Raw genomic sequence first — 14,581 nt, forward strand, 5'->3', positions numbered from 1 at the left:
ACATGACGGGGAGGAATTCAGAGATGATGGATACGCCGCGACCGGCCCCAGCCGACTTCCCGAAACGCGATGATCGGCTGACGACGATCCTGCTCGTCGCACGGCTGTCCACCGAAAATTGGGACGATCTGTGTCGCATTCGGAACGTCTCGTCCGGCGGCATGCGGCTCGAGACCCGGGCGGCACTCGTGACGGGCGAGCGCGTCGGCATTGACTTGAAAAACGGGAACGCCGTCGCTGGCGTCGTTGTCTGGACCGATCGTTTTGAAGTTGGCGTGCAGTTCGATCAGCCCGTCGACATCGTTGCGCTGCTGGCGCCCACCGCACAATCGCCTCGGTCGCTGCGCCTGTCCGCGCGGTGCCCGGTCGTGCTGCGACTGGACGGCCATATCGTGCCAGGTCTGCTCCAGAACATTTCGCAGGGCGGCACGCGGGTCGTTCTGGCTACTCCCGCTCGACTCAACGATGGCGTGGTTGTCGTCATTCCCGGGCTGAAGTCACAACGCGCGTCAGTGCGCTGGATCGCACCGGGAACGGTCGGCCTGGCGTTTTCGGAAACGGTGGCGTTCGCCGATCTGTCGCACTGGCTGGCGCAGCAGCACCGCTTCAGCGCCACCAGTTCAGCGCCGCTTAGCCCGAACCGCCAAAGCTCCTGATCAACGACCCGGCGACCAGCGCCCATCCATCGACGAGAACGAAGAAGATGATCTTCATCGGCAAGGCGATCGTCGGCGGAGGCAACATCATCATCCCCATCGCCATCAATACAGCGGATACGGCGAGATCGATGATCAGGAAGGGCAACAGCAGCAAGAAGCCAATCTCGAACGCGCGCCGCAATTCCGAAATCATGAACGCCGGCATGAGCGTCGTCAGCGGCACCTGCGCGCGCGCGACCGGTGGCTTGCCCGACAGGTCGGCGAACAACTGGAGGTCGTCGTTGTGGACGTGCTTCAGCATGAACTGGCGGAACGGTTCGGACGTCCGCACAAACGCCTGTTGCTCGGAAATTCGACCGTTGGTGTATGGGTTGACCCCCTGCTCCCAGGCTTGTTGGAAGGTCGGTGCCATCACGAAGAAGGACAGGAACAGCGCGAGACTGATCAGCACCGGATTGGGCGGCACACCGGGCGCGCCGATACCGGTCCGCAGCAGCGACAGCGCCACCACGATCCGTGTAAACGACGTGACTGTCATCAGGATGCCGGGCGCGAGGCTCAGTACGGTCAGCATCATGATTAGCGTGATCGCCTGACCGGAGACCGACCCCTTGCCCATCGTGACCGATGCGGTTTGCGCAAGCGCGCTGGACGGGATCGCGAGGGTCAGCGCAAATAGCAGGAGAGCGACTTTACGCATGAGGCTTGTCCAGGGGCGTCAGGGGGAGCTCGGCGCGGGGCGGAGCCGGGTCGTCCGGCGGGGAAGCGATGGGGGGTGTCGGCGTGACGGCGCGGCGGATCATCGCCTTCAGCGCGGCGCCCTTCGGCGCGGCGTGATCCCGGACCCGTTCGACCAACGCCGCAAAGCTTTCCCCGGCGGCGGCCACCTCGGCACGAAACTGCGGCGGATCGTGCGGCAAGGCGGACACCGCCGCCTGATGTGCCGCGAGATCGACCGCATCGCGCACGAAGCCGCTTTCGAGCATCACATGGCTTTCGGGTGAAATCAGAATGAGATGTTCGTGTCCGTCGCGGCGCAACAAGACGACAGAGCGGCGTGCGTCGATCGGCAGCTTTTCGACGAGTTCGAGCCGACTGACCCGCATCATTCCGGTGCGGCCAGGCAAACGGATGTCATAGCGGCGGACCAGCCAGAGCGCACCGGCCAGCGCCCCCAGCACCGTTCCGAGCCCGCCCAAAGTGCGCAACAGCGCGAGCAAGTCCATCAGCTCCGGACCCGCTGAACGACATCGGTGATCTCGAGCGACATCTGGTCCCCTTCGACCAGCACCCGTCCCTTCGCGACCAGCGCGTCGTTGACATAGACCAGCGTTGGATCGTCATGCCCGCAATCGAGCGGAATCATGGCGCCACGCCCCATCTTCAGAATCTGGCGGATCGGCACCTGAGCGGAGCCCAGCACGATCGACATATCGACGTAGATGCTTTCGAGAACGGACATACAACGACACTCCTTTCTCTAACTTATAGGAAAATCTTTCCGGTTTTCCGGGTAGCTAGGCAATTTTTGCCTATAACGAAAAGGAGGCCGACGGGGCCGCCGGAGCTGAACCATGAACTTGAAGTCGTCTATGGAGGTGTCCGCATCGGGACTGCGCGCGCAGTCGCTACGCATGCGGGTCATCGCGGAAAATCTCGCGAATGCGGACTCGGTGTCGCGCACCGCCGGCGGCGATCCCTACCGTCGTCGGCTCCCCAGCTTCAAATCGGAGGTCGACCACGAGACCGGCGCAGCCGGCGTGCGGGTCCAATCGATCCAGTCGGACAAGAGTGCGTTCCAGCGTGTCTATCAGCCGGGCAGCCCGGCCGCCGACGCGACCGGTTACGTCAAGATGCCCAACGTCAACGCACTCGTCGAGAGCGCCGACATGAAGGCCGCGCAGCGCTCCTACGAAGCCAATCTGAGTGCGATCGAAGCGGCCAAGAGCCTGACGATGCGCACCATCGACCTTCTCAAATAAGGAGTTGATTCATGTCGATCGGAGCATTTGACGCAACCTCGGCCTATGGCCGCGTCCTTGGCGCGACCAAGCTACCCAAGATCACCGAAGCCGAAACAACCCCGGGCGCCGGCAGCGGTTTCGGCTGGATGATCGAGAAACTCGTGACCGACGCAGCGGGCAACATGCGCAGCGCCGAGAGCGCCAGCGCCAAGCAGGTTGCGGGCAAGGGTGACCTGATCGACGTGGTGACCGCCGTCGGCGCCGCCGAAACCGCGCTCGACACTGTGGTCGCGGTGCGGGACCGGATGGTGAATGCCTATTCCGAAATTATGCGCATGCAGATCTGATCCGCCATGACGCCGTTCGACGCGATGGAACTGGCGCAAGCCGGGATGATCCTGGTGCTGACGATCGTCGGCCCGATGCTGCTCACCTCGCTGGTGGTCGGCGTCGTGGTCGGCCTGTTCCAGGCGCTGACGCAGGTTCAAGAAATGACGCTGACCTTCGTCCCCAAACTGCTGGCGATCGGCGTGGTAATGCTGCTGTCGTTGCCGATGATCGGCCATGCCTTGTCCACGTTCATGGCGCAGCTTTGCGACCACATCGTCAGCGGCTGAGATGGAGGGGTTTCCCGCTGAGGCAAGCGCCTTCTTCATCCTGTTCGCGCGCGTCGGCGCAGTGCTGATGCTATTGCCGGTGTTTTCCGAAGACGCGATCCCGGGCAAGATCCGGCTGATGCTCGCGCTGGGCATGACCGCCGGTCTGTGGAGCCTGCTCGGCTCACGGATCGCGCCGATCGCGCAGCACAGCACCGCCCTGCCCGGCATTCTCATTGCCGAATTGATGACCGGCCTTGCGATCGGCATGATTATCAAGATCATGTTCCTCGCCGCCGCGATGGCGGGGTCGATCATCAGCCTCCAGGTGGGATTGTCGTCGGCGCTGATCAACGATGCCGCGCAAGGCGGACAAGCGTCGGTCCTGTCCAAGCTGATGAGCGTTGCCGCTGCGGTCGTCTGCATGGGCATGGGCGTGCACCATTTGTGGATCACCGCAATCGTCCACTCCTACACCGTATTTCCCGTCGGCGGCCTGCCACCGGCAGCCGATTTCGCGCAGCTTGCGATTCTCACGATCGGCCGATCGATGACGCTCTCGATCAGCCTCGCGGCGCCGCTGTTGATCTATGGAATCGTGTTCAACATGGCGCTCGGCCTCTCGGCAAGGCTGGCCCCTGCGATCCAGATCTTCTTTATAGCACAGCCGCTCAACCTGCTGCTCGGCATGGCGCTGTTCGCGACGCTGATCGGTTCGATCCTGACCGCCTTTTCAGCCGCGATGGTCGCTTGGCTTCACACGGGTTGGGTCTGAGCCGTGGCGGACAAGGATCAGAAAACTCAGGATCCGACCCAGAAGAAGCTCAGCGATGCGCGCGCCAAGGGCGACGTCGCTACATCCACCGAGATGCGCCACGCGGTGATGTTCGTCGCCGCGATCATCGTCGCCGGGGGAATGGGCAGTTGGACACTTGCACAATTGGGGCCGATGCTAGTGCGGCTCTGGGGCAATGCCGACGATTATCCGCTGAACAGCGACGGCGCGCAGGCCTTTGTCACCGGAGTCCTGATTGCGGTGTTCCGCGCGATGATGCCGATCCTGGGCTTGTTGTTCGGGTTCGCGCTATTGATCCTGTTCGTCCAGGGCAGCCCGACCCTGTCCTGGTCGCGGGTGAAGCCGAAGTTCTCGAAACTCAACCCGGTCGCCGGCTTGGGCAAGATGCTCGGGAAGCGTGCCCTGATCGAATTCGCCAAGACGCTCGCGAAATTCGTGGCGGTCATCACCGTTGCGACGATGGTGGTGCGGCCGCACCTCGTTGCGCTCGACCAGTTGATCGGCGCCGAACCGCTGACGATCGCGGATACGGCAGGCGCGATCGTCAGCGCGATGATCAAGACGGTCGGCATTCTGGTGGGACTGCTCGCACTGTTCGACTTCGTCTATCAACGACGCGCCTTCATCACCCGCATGAAAATGTCGCTCCAAGAGGTGAAGGATGAGCACAAGCAAAGCGAAGGCGATCCCAAGGTCAAGGGCAAGATCCGTGCGATCGGCATCCAGCGCGCACGCCAGCGGATGATGGCCGCGGTACCGACCGCGAGCGTCATCGTGACCAACCCCACGCATTATGCGGTTGCCCTCAAATATGACCACGACGCGATGGCCGCGCCCGTCGTAGTCGCCAAGGGCATGGACGAAATCGCGCTGCGTATTCGTGATATCGCCAAGGCGGCCGGCGTACCGATTGTCGAAAGCCCGCCGCTTGCCCGCGCGCTTTACGCCAGCGCGGTCATCGACCGGCCGATCCCGACGGAGCATTTCAAGGCCGTGGCCGAGATCATCGGCTATGTGATGCGGCTTGCCAAACGGCGCGTCTGACGACACCGTCCCCGCCAGCAGCACGCAGCGCCTTCAGACGATGAATTCGTGTTTTGCCAGCTCGATCCGGACGCGCAGCTCCAGATCCCGGACGATCCCGGCGAGCTGGGGGTCCTCCGGCGCGCGCTGTTCGGCCGACCAGGCCGCCACTTCCTGCAACGGTTCCACCGCCGGCAGACCCGCTGCCAAGGCCGCCTCGAGCCGCTCCAGCGCGCGCAACCCACGATCGGCGTCGACCGATACCCGCCGCCGACGATCGATCGACGGCTCCACGGTGGCAAGCGTCACCAGCATTTCCACACTGACCGGTTGGGCCGCTGCCGCGGCCGGGGTGGGCGGCAGCACAGCCGCCTCCGCCGTGGCAAATTGCGCCACCTTCGGCAAAGCCGTCAGGAGCAAAGTCTGGATCGGCGGCGAAAGACCGGTGATGCGCAAGGTTTCTCCTGTCCGGAACGCGAAAGAAGCTCCTTATTATCCTATAAGAAGAGAAGTGAACTATTTCCACCAAACCAGGATGTTTATGCGCATTGCTTGTGTTTCGAGGCGGGTTCCGGTGCTGCTGTTTGCTCCATTGATGGCCCCATTGCTGGCAATGCTCGTGCCGGTTGCCGCGCTGGCCGCACCGCGCATCAAAGACATCGTCGACGTCGAGAACGTCCGGCCCAACCAGTTGGTCGGCTATGGCCTCGTCGTCGGCCTGGCCGGCACCGGTGACCGGATCCGAAACGTTCCGTTCACAGAAGAATCGATGCAGGCCATGCTCGAGCGCATGGGCGTCAACATTCGAGGCACCCGGATGCAGACGCAGAACGTCGCCGCGGTCTCGATTTCCGCAACCATGCCGCCGTTCGCGCGCGCCGGGTCGCAGATCGACGTACAGATTTCGTCTCTGGGGGATGCCACCAGTCTGCAAGGCGGAACGTTGCTCGTGTCGTCGCTCCGCGCGCTCGACGGTGAGATCTACGCCGTAGCGCAGGGACCGGTAGCGTTGTCCGGGTTCAAGGCGCAGGGCGCCGGCGCAAGCATTACGCGCGGCGTCTCGACATCGGCGCGGATTGCCGGCGGCGCGATCGTCGAACGCGAAGTCAACTTCGCCTTCAAGAATGCTACCAGCCTGAAACTGGCGCTCAAAAATCCCGATTTCACGACCGCGCAACACATTGCAGCGGTCATCAACGCACGGTTCGGTGGCGCGGCCGAAGTGCTCGATCCTGCAACGGTCGAGATCGCGGCACGCGGCGGCTTCAGCGGATCGTTGATCAGTCTGGTCTCGGCGATCGAGAATCTCGAAGTGACGGTCGATCAACGCGCCCGGATCGTCATCAACGAAGCATCGGGGACGGTGGTGATGGGAACCGATGTCCAGATCAGTCCGGTTGCGATTGCGCAGGGTGGCTTGACCATCAGCATCTCGGAATCGCCGGTCGCCTCGCAGCCAGCACCGCTGTCGAACGGCACCACCGCGATCCTGCCCCGGACCAAGATCGCGGTCGACGACGGCGGCGGCAGGTCGCTCGCGCTCCTCACCGGCGGGACCTCGCTCAAGTCGCTTGTCAGTGGGCTCAACCGCCTCGGCGTCAGCCCGCGCGATCTGATTACGATCTTGCAGGCGGTCAAAAGCGCGGGTGCGCTCCAGGCGGAAATCGAGGTACAATGATGTCGGTACCACCAGCGGTGCAAACCAGTGCGGCGGCCACGCCGCCGCCCTCACCCAAGATCGCAAACGCAAAGCAGACCGCCGAGAAATTCGAAGCCGTCTTTCTCGGCCAGATGACTCAGCTGATGATGGAAAGCGTGGACGTCGGGGACCAGTTTTCCGGCGGGCACGGCGAAGCGATGTTTCGCGGAATCCTGGCCGAAAAGCTTGGTACCGAAATTGCCAAGAACGGGGGTGTCGGTCTGGCACCCGCCGTCATGGCGCAGATTATCAAGATGCAAGGGGGATCCGGCAATGGCCAGTGAGTTCATCGATATCATCCAATCACTGACTGCGATCATGGACGAGGAGACCGCGCGTCTCGTGTCACCGACCCGCCACAGCGATTTTGCCGAGATGGCAACGGCCAAGATCAAACTCGTTGCCTCGCTCGAAATTGCGACCGCTACGCACGATCGGACGCGCGCCGACTGGCTGGCGACGCTCGACGACGAAACACGCGACACGATGAGCGCGGCGATTCGAGAGCTTTGCGGATCGGCGGAGGCGAACGCGCGTGTCCTGCAGCGCCAGATCGATCTTTCTACCGAGATGATGGCCGCGGTCGCGACCGAAGCGCGGCGCCTGTCCGGCATGCGCAGCGCAATCTATGGCGCGAGCGGGATCGTATCCCGGGTCGAACTCGCGACGCCGATCTCGGTCAACGCAAACCTGTAACCGCGACGCGATTGCGGTCGACCAAGCCCGGTGTCCGGGACCTTGGCCGACCGTGTTTCACTGCCCGTGCCCGATCGCCGATTTCAGCAAGCCGATCTGCTTGCGATACAGGCTCGTCATCGTCGCGAAATCGGCCTGGATCTGGCCCATCTTGAGCAACTGGTCTTCCAGCACGACATTGTTGCCATCCGGCTTGGTCTCGGAAACGTCGGAATCGATGGTGATGCTCCCGTTCATCGGTTGACGCGCACCCAGCGCAGACATCCCGTTGCTCAACTGGATGCGCGGACGCGTGACGGCTGGCTTGCCGGTGTCCTGCGCGGACACGAGGCTGGAAAAATTGGGGGCTGGCACCTCGCGCGCCTTGAAGCCGGGCGTTTCGCTATTGGCGATGTTCTGCGCGATGACGCGCTGCCGATCGGACAAATGTCGCATCGCCTGGCCTATCCCGGCCAGCAAGGGGGGCGTCGAAATGGACATGATCAAAATCCTGTGAAGAACGTGCTGGCGCTGCCGTCGGCGACGGGCGTCAGCCGGTTGAGCGCTGCCTGATAGCTGGCAAGTTGCGCCTGCTGTGCGGGTGTCCCGGCCGAGTTGGGCGCCGCGCCGTTCGTCAACGCGACCTTGCCGGCGTCCCAATAAAGCGACCGATAGGCGGTCTGTGTCGTCGAGATCGCATTGTTGATCACGCTCAGCGTTGCCGCCGCGTCCTTGCTGGTCGAGACGTTCAGGGCCTCGGTCAGCGCGAGTCCGAAATTGCCGCCGGGTCGGACCTTCGGCGCATTCCTCTGGGGAAGCGGCGGGACCGCTAGGCGCGTCGGATCAAGGCCGAGTTTGCCAAGCGCGTCCTTTCCCTTGGCACCGGCGACGAGCGCGACCGACGATCCGGTCTTGGCATCGATGCGCAGCACCAAGGCGCCATTCACCGTCGCGGTGGCGACCGTTGCCTTAGAGCCCGTCAACCGCCGAATGCGATCGCCCAGCGTCGTCAGCGTATCGTCTGCCTGGATCACGATCTTCTTGGCGGCGCCCCCCTGAATGCGCAGCGAGAATTCGTCGCCTGCGCGCAAGCTGGTTTGTGCAACGAGCTTCTCGGACGTTTCCGGATTGAGCGCACCACGATGCAGACCGAGCGCGCCGAGCACGGTATCGTCTCCAACGCCAGCGGCAACGCGCACGGGCTCGGTCTGGAACGTCGCCTGGCCGAACTGTGTCACGCTTTGGATCGCACCATTGGTCGCATCGATCCGACCGACAAACCCGTCCACGCTGCCGCGCCGCGTGCCATCCATCGCCCCGGTGGTTCGCCCACCGACATACAGCGCACCGTTCATGAACGCCACGCTGTCGAGTTGGTCGTCTGCCCCGGTCGCGAGATAGGACGTCGTGCCTGCACTCAGCGCACTGTCGATGCGCGTAACAAACCCGTCGCGACCGCCCGCCATCGCATTGGCCTGGGCACCGGTCAGCGCCGTGCTCGTTGCCCCTGCGACCGCAATCGTGCCATCGGCTGCAACCGCAATCGCCCGCGCATCCGCGTGGCCTAACGACAGACTGGAGAGATCCGTGCCAAGTGCGGTCGCACTGATCCGGCGCACCACGGCGTTGCCATCATGGCTCGTCAGCGCAAGCACGTTCCCGTCCGCGCCGATTGCCAGCGCAGTGACGGACTCGCTGCCGCCCTCGTTGATCGTGCGACGCTCTTGCAGCCTACCGGCGGAATCGATCCGCGCAAGGAAGCCATCGCCGCCGCCGTTCGCCGACTTTCCGCCGACGAAAATGGATCCGTCCGCGCCTACCGCGATTGCATTGGCGGTGTCTGCGCCGGCGGCGTGGATCACGGTGGTGAACCGCTCGTCCCCCATGGCATTGTAGCGCGCGACGACCATGTCGCCATCCGAACTGGAACTGTCGAACGTACCGTTCACCGTACCGGCGACGGTAATGTCTCCGTTCGCGGCGATGGCGACGGCGGCACCCTGCGCGCCACTCGAGGCGCCGAGGCTGCGCTGCCAGACGACCGCGCCCTCGCTGCTCAGCTTTGTGAGGAACAGATCCTGGTTTCCGCCCGAGCGATTGGACTGAAAATCACCGCTGCTGGTGCCGACGGCATAGCTGAAGCCGGCAGCATCGGTAGCGATTGCCTGCGTGGTGGTGGTTGCCTGCAACGGCGCAACAGTAGCGGCACCGACGACCGGCTTGGCGGCCGTCAGCTTGGCCGTTGCGGTGGCCGCAGTGTCGATCCCCGCAATCGTGGCGATCGTCTTGCGCGTCATCGTTCCGGCAAGATCGTCGAACCGCAGGATCGTCGAAACCGCCGGCGCTCCAACCGCGGTTTGCCCGCTGGCGACCACAAGCGAGTCAGGCGCGCCGATCTGGTCGATCGAAACGCGTTCCGAGCCATTCGGCGCGTTGACGGCAAATCCCCACTTTCCCGAACTCTTGTCCGGCACGAACCGGACCAGCCAACGCGGCGTAACGTTGCCGTCCTTGTCGAGAACGACCGAGCCATCCGCATTGCGCATGGGAACCGCCGTGATTGCCGCGTTGATCGCATTGGAAACCGAATCGAGCGTTGGCGGCTGGACGGTGTTCGTCAAATCGACCGTGAAGGTATCGGTCGCGCCAGGCTTGTCGAGGGTAACGGTGAACTTCTCGGTCCCGGTCAGACCCGGGAGGGCCGCATCACGCGTCGCAAGAATGCCGGTACCGCTGAACTTTACCGGGTCCGACTTCGCAAGCGACACCGTTTCGGCACGACGTGTCGGCAACGCGAACGACAGTTCGACCTTGTCCGAACTCGCCTGCCCCAGAAACGTCTGAAGATCCGCGAGCCCCTTGCCGAACGCAGCCTGCAGCGATGCGCGTTCTGCCGACGAGGCAGTGGTGCGTGCCGCGGCGGTAGCAAGCAGCTTGAGCTTGTCGAGCGCCTTGTACGTCGTGAACGCGGTCTGGACGTCGGCGGACCCGGCGTTCGGCGTAGAAACGGTGTTATCGATAATCGTCGCCAGCCGCTTGATCGCGGAGACCTGGGTCGATTCCGGCGTGGTGCTCGCGGTTTGCTTCCAGGGCGGCGTCGTCGCCGCTAGGGTGAATTGCGCCTTGGCCTTGCGCACCGCCAGCGTATCGACGGCCGGCATCGCCCCGAAACCGGTATAACTATTGGTCCCGGAAAGCATCGACAAGGCCGCGAGGCCGTTGGAAAGATTTATCGCCACGTCATAACCTTCCCGGAGATTTGTCCGTCATACTCCTATAATAGGTGAAGGCCGGTCACGAGAACGCTTCATCGTTCACTTATTGGCGACCTTTTCCGTTACGACTGGATTTCGAATGAGTATGATGGCGCCGATCACCCAGCCACCCGAACTCAAGAAGTATTCTGGCCATGAGCGGGCCGCCGCGCTGATGCTTGCTCTCGGCAAGGAGCATGGCGCGCCGATCTGGGAGTTGCTGTCGAGTGACGAGGTGCGCGAACTATCGAGCGCGATCGCGCAGCTTGGCCGCGTCCCGTCGGCGGTGGTGGAGCATCTGCTGGTCCAGTTCTCGGGGGAAATCTCCAGCATGGCCTCGCTCCATGGGTCGTTCGAAACGACCGAGCGGCTGCTCGACGGGATCCTGCCCGACGATCGCGTCAAGGAAATCATGGAAGATATCCGCGGCCCCTCCGGCCGGACGATGTGGGATAAACTGTCCAACGTCAGCGAAACGGTGCTCGCAACCTATCTGAAGAATGAATACCCACAAACCGTCGCGGTGATCCTGAGCAAGCTGAAATCTGACCATGGTGCGCGCGTGCTTGCTGAGTTGCCCCGCGAATTATCGGTCGATGTCATCTTGCGCATGCTGCGGATGGATACCGTCCAAAAACAGGTGCTAATCGAAGTCGAACACACCCTAAAGAGCGAGTTCATGAGCAACCTTGCGCGCTCGCAACGACGCGATCCGCACGAAACGATGGCAGAAGTGTTCAACGCACTGGACCGCGCGACCGAGGAAGCGATGCTGACGGCGCTCGACGAGCGCGCACCCGAAGCTGCCGAGCGCATTCGTGCGCTGATGTTCACCTTTGAGGATCTTGGCAACCTGATGTTGCCGGCGATCGCCACAATCGTGCGCAACGCCGACAAGCGCGAGATGGCGCTGGCCCTGAAGGGCGCGCCACCGCCGATGCGCGAGCTGTTCTTCTCAGGCATGACCGACCGCGCCGCCAAACTGCTCAAGGAAGACATGGCAGGCATGGGCCCGGTCCGCGCACGTGAGTGCGAGGAAGCACAAAGCGCGCTGGTCCGGCTGGCAAAATCCCTCGCCGATCGCGGGGAGATCATGCTGGTCGACCCGAAGAGCGACGACACGATGATCATCTAGCGCAATTCGGGATAAGGTTGAGAGATGGATATTTCCTTCGGTGTCAAGCCGTTCGCCTTCGATCGCGTATTCGCAATGCCGCAGGCTGGCGCCCCCCTCCTCCCGGCGGACGCCGTCGAGCTGGTCATCACGTTGCGCGCAGAAATCGATCTGTTGACCACGCAGCGTGATACCTGTGCCGCAGTCGCACGGGCAGATGGCTTCGAACGGGGCCTCGCGCAGGCGCGTGAGGAAACAGCCGCTGCCATGCTGGCTGCGACCGATGCGATGCAGGCGTCGATCGAAGCGATTGAGGAGGAATTTGGCGCGATCGAACGGCGGCTTGCCACCGCCGCAGCCGACGTCGCGATGGCCGCCGCGGATGGTCTGGCGGCGCGTGCGCTGCAAATGGATCCCGCAATCGCGATCGATGAAGCGATCGCGCGCGTGCTGACGCAGGTTGCGCGCGGGCAGGAACTGCAGATCCGCGTCCATCCCGCGCTGGTCGACAAGACCGAAGAACTGATCGCCGGTCACCAGAGCCGCGAACGGCGTCGGCTCGCTCTTACGGTGGTTGCCGACCCGACGCTCGCAGTCGGCGATGCACTGATATCCTGGGAGCAGGGCGGGTTGGCGCTGAACGCTGCCGCGCGCCGTGCGGCGATCCTGAGCGAGCTTGGGCTCGATCAGCCGCTCGCCGTCGCCCAGCCCGTCTGACGGCAAGAATTTCCTACCCGGCAAAACTTTCCGTCGACCTATCCTATAATGAAGGATGGGGAATGTAGCCCCGCTGCATGAACGGGGATGACCTTGGACGGATTGCGAAACTTCATCGCCCAGCTCGGCACGCGCCGCTTGATGATGATGGGCGGCGTTGCGCTCGCGTTGCTTGGCGTGTTGGCGGCGGTCGCGCTGCGGGGCGGCTCGAGCGAGATGGGGTTTCTCTATACAGACCTTGATCCGGCCGTCGCGCAGTCGATCACCGCCAAGCTGACCGCGCAAAACATCCCGTTTCAATTGTCCGCCGATGGCAGCTCGATCATGGCGCCAAAGGATAAGCTCCCCGAACTGCGGATGGCGATGGCCGCCGACAAATTGAGCGGCAAAGTCGGTTATGACGTGCTGGACGCGGAACAGCCCTTCGGCGTGTCGTCTTCGCGCGCACGCATGAATGAGACGCGCGCGATCGAGGGCGAGCTCGAGAAGTCGCTCGAAAGCCTCGATAGCGTGGCCCGTGCGCGCGTGCACATCGTGATGCCCGAACGCGCCATGTTCGCTGCGGAATCGCGCAAGGCGACCGCCGCCGTCACCTTGAAGACGCGCGGTAAGCTCCCGGCGGCCGCCGTCCAGGCGATCCGTTATCTCGTGTCTTCCTCGGTTCCCGAACTATCGCCCGAACAGGTGTCGATCGTCGATCAGTCCGGTGCCCTACTCGCCCGTGCAGGCGAAGCCGACGAAGCGGGGGCGTCGCAGGCGGACGATCGCGAAAGCGGTATCGAAGGCCGCCTGCGCTCCCAGATCGAGGCGATGCTCGAGCCGATCGTCGGCGCCGGCAAGGTCCGTGCAGAGGTTTCCGCTCAGGTCGGGCGGGACCAGACGCGCGAGGAAACCAGCGTGTTCGATCCCGACAAGCAAGTGATCGGCCATCAGATCACGGTGGAAAGCGGCGACCAGAGCAACGAAAATGGCGCTAGCGCGTCAGGGGCCTCGGTTGCGACGCAGTTGCCGGAGAACCAGGGCACGCCCGCCGTTCCCGGAGCAACGGGCGACAGCCGCAAGTCGGCCCGCAACGAAACGTCCGAGGACACGACCTACGAGAACAGCCAGACCCATACCGTGACCGTGCGATCGCCCGGCAAGTTGAGCCGCCTGACCGTCGCGGTGATGGTCGATGGCGGTCGCAAGGGCCTGCCCGCCCCACAGATCGAACGGCTTACCCGGCTGGTCCAGAATGCGGTCGGGTTCGATGCCACGCGCGGCGACAGTGTGGTCGTAGAGAACATGACCTTTGCCGCCGTCGACACGCTTGCCGACACCAAGCCAGGCTGGTTCTCCTGGGCATCGAGCGACCAGTTGTTCGGGCTGCTCAAGCTGTTGGTGATCGGAGCGGTCGGCCTGATCGCGCTAAAGATGCTCCGCCCCAAGATCACCGCCGCGCAGCAGGCAGAGGAAGTGCGGTTGCTCGCCGCACAGGCGTCCGAGACCCAAGCGCTGGCCACACGCGCCGCCAATGGCGAGCCCGACGCCATGCTCCAGATCGAAGCGATGCGCGACGCCGGCGAGGATACCGCTTTGCTCGATCAGGAGATCGCGCTCGCGCAAGTCGACGGCCGCATCAAGTCGTCGTCGCTCAAGAAGATCGGCGACGCCATCTCCGGCAGCCCTGCTGAAGCGGCGTCGGTGATCCGCCAATGGATGAACACGTGATGGAGAGCTTCGAAACCATGGATACCGAACAGCACGACATCGTCACCGCGACCGAAGTCATGCCCGGCGAATTCCCGCCCCTGGAGGACTTTGGCAGCCCTGATAGCACCGCCAAGGCGGATGAGGGGCCAGCGAGCCTGGAGGCCGTCTATGACGTACCGGTAAAGGTACAAGCAGTCCTCGGACGCGCGCGGATCGCGATCGGCGAATTGATGCAGCTGAAGGCGGGAGCGGTCATCGAGCTCGACCGACGCGTCGGGGAGCCGGTCGACATCTTCGTCAACAACCGCCTGATCGCGCGCGGTGAGGTGGTCATGATCGAAAATTCGCTCGGCGTGACGCTGACCGAAATCGTTCGTCAGGAGCGCTGAACC

Annotated in this window: 19 protein-coding genes; 13 read left to right on the forward strand and 6 right to left on the reverse strand. The window is 63.5% G+C overall.

The genetic code is table 11. From position 1 onward, the window contains the following. Positions 1-23: 23 nt before the first annotated feature. Complete coding sequence (locus QBJ92_RS09900) at positions 24-656, forward strand: PilZ domain-containing protein (RefSeq protein WP_277969524.1); 633 nt, start codon at positions 24-26, stop codon at positions 654-656. Here the strand turns inward: QBJ92_RS09900 and fliP are convergent. The 3 genes from fliP to QBJ92_RS09915 are packed head-to-tail and all read right to left on the reverse strand — an operon-like array spanning position 631 to position 2,121. Then, positions 631-1,359, reverse strand: coding sequence for a flagellar type III secretion system pore protein FliP (fliP, locus tag QBJ92_RS09905; RefSeq protein WP_277969525.1), 729 nt, complete (start codon positions 1,357-1,359; stop codon positions 631-633). The genes QBJ92_RS09900 and fliP overlap by 26 nt on opposite strands. After that, positions 1,352-1,879 (reverse strand): flagellar biosynthetic protein FliO, encoded by a 528-nt coding sequence (locus QBJ92_RS09910; RefSeq protein WP_277969526.1) that lies wholly within the window; start codon positions 1,877-1,879, stop codon positions 1,352-1,354. Before QBJ92_RS09910 ends, fliP begins: the two co-directional genes overlap by 8 nt. A gap of 5 nt (positions 1,880-1,884) precedes the next feature. Further along, positions 1,885-2,121, reverse strand: coding sequence for a FliM/FliN family flagellar motor switch protein (locus QBJ92_RS09915; protein WP_277969527.1), 237 nt, complete (start codon positions 2,119-2,121; stop codon positions 1,885-1,887). 112 nt (positions 2,122-2,233) lie between these two features. Between QBJ92_RS09915 and flgC the strand changes: the two genes are divergently transcribed. Genes flgC through flhB form a run of 5 tightly spaced genes read left to right on the forward strand, consistent with a single transcriptional unit; the run spans position 2,234 to position 5,059 of the window. After that, positions 2,234-2,641: a flagellar basal body rod protein FlgC gene (gene flgC, locus QBJ92_RS09920; RefSeq protein ID WP_277969528.1), complete on the forward strand. Its 408-nt coding sequence runs from the start codon at positions 2,234-2,236 to the stop codon at positions 2,639-2,641. Positions 2,642-2,652: 11 nt separating this feature from the next. Continuing rightward, positions 2,653-2,970, forward strand: a complete 318-nt coding sequence (locus QBJ92_RS09925; RefSeq protein ID WP_277969529.1) for a flagellar hook-basal body complex protein FliE — start codon at positions 2,653-2,655, stop codon at positions 2,968-2,970. Positions 2,971-2,976: 6 nt separating this feature from the next. Beyond that, the gene (locus QBJ92_RS09930) at positions 2,977-3,240 is read left to right on the forward strand and encodes a flagellar biosynthetic protein FliQ (protein WP_277969530.1); all 264 of its coding nucleotides are present in this window, start codon (positions 2,977-2,979) and stop codon (positions 3,238-3,240) included. A 1-nt stretch (position 3,241) separates the two neighbouring features. Further along, entirely contained in the window at positions 3,242-3,994 is a 753-nt protein-coding gene (gene fliR / locus QBJ92_RS09935; RefSeq protein WP_277969531.1) for a flagellar biosynthetic protein FliR, read from the forward strand. Between the two features lie 3 nt (positions 3,995-3,997). After that, positions 3,998-5,059, forward strand: coding sequence for a flagellar biosynthesis protein FlhB (gene flhB / locus QBJ92_RS09940; protein ID WP_277969532.1), 1,062 nt, complete (start codon positions 3,998-4,000; stop codon positions 5,057-5,059). 33 nt (positions 5,060-5,092) lie between these two features. On the opposite strand, the gene QBJ92_RS09945 is transcribed toward flhB, so the two are convergent. Further along, positions 5,093-5,494, reverse strand: a complete 402-nt coding sequence (locus QBJ92_RS09945) for a flagellar assembly protein FliX (protein WP_277969533.1) — start codon at positions 5,492-5,494, stop codon at positions 5,093-5,095. 139 nt (positions 5,495-5,633) lie between these two features. Between QBJ92_RS09945 and QBJ92_RS09950 the strand changes: the two genes are divergently transcribed. The 3 genes from QBJ92_RS09950 to QBJ92_RS09960 are packed head-to-tail and all read left to right on the forward strand — an operon-like array spanning position 5,634 to position 7,433. Continuing rightward, positions 5,634-6,716, forward strand: a complete 1,083-nt coding sequence (locus tag QBJ92_RS09950) for a flagellar basal body P-ring protein FlgI (protein WP_277969590.1) — start codon at positions 5,634-5,636, stop codon at positions 6,714-6,716. Beyond that, a complete protein-coding gene (locus QBJ92_RS09955) occupies positions 6,713-7,021 on the forward strand; it encodes a rod-binding protein (protein WP_277969534.1) in 309 nt (102 codons plus the stop codon). The genes QBJ92_RS09950 and QBJ92_RS09955 overlap by 4 nt, the downstream gene beginning before the upstream one ends. Beyond that, positions 7,011-7,433, forward strand: coding sequence for a flagellar biosynthesis protein FlgN (locus QBJ92_RS09960; protein ID WP_277969535.1), 423 nt, complete (start codon positions 7,011-7,013; stop codon positions 7,431-7,433). Before QBJ92_RS09955 ends, QBJ92_RS09960 begins: the two co-directional genes overlap by 11 nt. A 57-nt stretch (positions 7,434-7,490) precedes the next feature. Here QBJ92_RS09960 and QBJ92_RS09965 read toward each other — a convergent pair whose 3' ends face one another. Next, positions 7,491-7,913 (reverse strand): flagellar basal body protein, encoded by a 423-nt coding sequence (locus QBJ92_RS09965; RefSeq protein WP_277969536.1) that lies wholly within the window; start codon positions 7,911-7,913, stop codon positions 7,491-7,493. A gap of 2 nt (positions 7,914-7,915) precedes the next feature. Next, positions 7,916-10,651, reverse strand: a complete 2,736-nt coding sequence (locus QBJ92_RS09970) for a hypothetical protein (RefSeq protein ID WP_277969537.1) — start codon at positions 10,649-10,651, stop codon at positions 7,916-7,918. Between the two features lie 115 nt (positions 10,652-10,766). On the opposite strand from QBJ92_RS09970, the gene fliG reads away from it, so the two are divergent. From fliG to fliN, 4 genes are all read left to right on the forward strand, one after another. Next, entirely contained in the window at positions 10,767-11,801 is a 1,035-nt protein-coding gene (fliG, locus tag QBJ92_RS09975) for a flagellar motor switch protein FliG (protein WP_277969591.1), read from the forward strand. Between the two features lie 24 nt (positions 11,802-11,825). Beyond that, a complete protein-coding gene (locus tag QBJ92_RS09980; RefSeq protein ID WP_277969538.1) occupies positions 11,826-12,497 on the forward strand; it encodes a FliH/SctL family protein in 672 nt (223 codons plus the stop codon). A 141-nt stretch (positions 12,498-12,638) separates the two neighbouring features. Continuing rightward, positions 12,639-14,207, forward strand: a complete 1,569-nt coding sequence (gene fliF, locus QBJ92_RS09985; RefSeq protein WP_277969592.1) for a flagellar basal-body MS-ring/collar protein FliF — start codon at positions 12,639-12,641, stop codon at positions 14,205-14,207. Next, a complete protein-coding gene (gene fliN / locus QBJ92_RS09990) occupies positions 14,192-14,578 on the forward strand; it encodes a flagellar motor switch protein FliN (protein ID WP_277969539.1) in 387 nt (128 codons plus the stop codon). The genes fliF and fliN overlap by 16 nt, the downstream gene beginning before the upstream one ends. Positions 14,579-14,581: the final 3 nt, after the last annotated feature.

The sequence above is a fragment of the Sphingomonas echinoides genome, assembly GCF_029623395.1.
In the GTDB taxonomy this organism is placed as follows: Bacteria; Pseudomonadota; Alphaproteobacteria; order Sphingomonadales; family Sphingomonadaceae; genus Sphingomonas; species Sphingomonas echinoides_A.

Excerpts from the sequence above, each read along its gene's own strand:
- QBJ92_RS09900 (WP_277969524.1), top strand. The coding sequence starts at position 24 with ATGATGGATACGCCGCGACCGGCCCCAGCCGACTTCCCGAAACGCGAT.
- fliP (WP_277969525.1), bottom strand. The coding sequence starts at position 1,359 with ATGCGTAAAGTCGCTCTCCTGCTATTTGCGCTGACCCTCGCGATCCCG.
- QBJ92_RS09915 (WP_277969527.1), bottom strand. The coding sequence starts at position 2,121 with ATGTCCGTTCTCGAAAGCATCTACGTCGATATGTCGATCGTGCTGGGC.
- flgC (WP_277969528.1), top strand. The coding sequence starts at position 2,234 with ATGAACTTGAAGTCGTCTATGGAGGTGTCCGCATCGGGACTGCGCGCG.
- QBJ92_RS09925 (WP_277969529.1), top strand. The coding sequence starts at position 2,653 with ATGTCGATCGGAGCATTTGACGCAACCTCGGCCTATGGCCGCGTCCTT.
- QBJ92_RS09930 (WP_277969530.1), top strand. The coding sequence starts at position 2,977 with ATGACGCCGTTCGACGCGATGGAACTGGCGCAAGCCGGGATGATCCTG.
- fliR (WP_277969531.1), top strand. The coding sequence starts at position 3,242 with ATGGAGGGGTTTCCCGCTGAGGCAAGCGCCTTCTTCATCCTGTTCGCG.
- QBJ92_RS09950 (WP_277969590.1), top strand. The coding sequence starts at position 5,634 with ATGGCCCCATTGCTGGCAATGCTCGTGCCGGTTGCCGCGCTGGCCGCA.
- QBJ92_RS09955 (WP_277969534.1), top strand. The coding sequence starts at position 6,713 with ATGATGTCGGTACCACCAGCGGTGCAAACCAGTGCGGCGGCCACGCCG.
- QBJ92_RS09960 (WP_277969535.1), top strand. The coding sequence starts at position 7,011 with ATGGCCAGTGAGTTCATCGATATCATCCAATCACTGACTGCGATCATG.
- QBJ92_RS09965 (WP_277969536.1), bottom strand. The coding sequence starts at position 7,913 with ATGTCCATTTCGACGCCCCCCTTGCTGGCCGGGATAGGCCAGGCGATG.
- fliG (WP_277969591.1), top strand. The coding sequence starts at position 10,767 with ATGAGTATGATGGCGCCGATCACCCAGCCACCCGAACTCAAGAAGTAT.
- QBJ92_RS09980 (WP_277969538.1), top strand. The coding sequence starts at position 11,826 with ATGGATATTTCCTTCGGTGTCAAGCCGTTCGCCTTCGATCGCGTATTC.
- fliF (WP_277969592.1), top strand. The coding sequence starts at position 12,639 with ATGATGATGGGCGGCGTTGCGCTCGCGTTGCTTGGCGTGTTGGCGGCG.
- fliN (WP_277969539.1), top strand. The coding sequence starts at position 14,192 with ATGGATGAACACGTGATGGAGAGCTTCGAAACCATGGATACCGAACAG.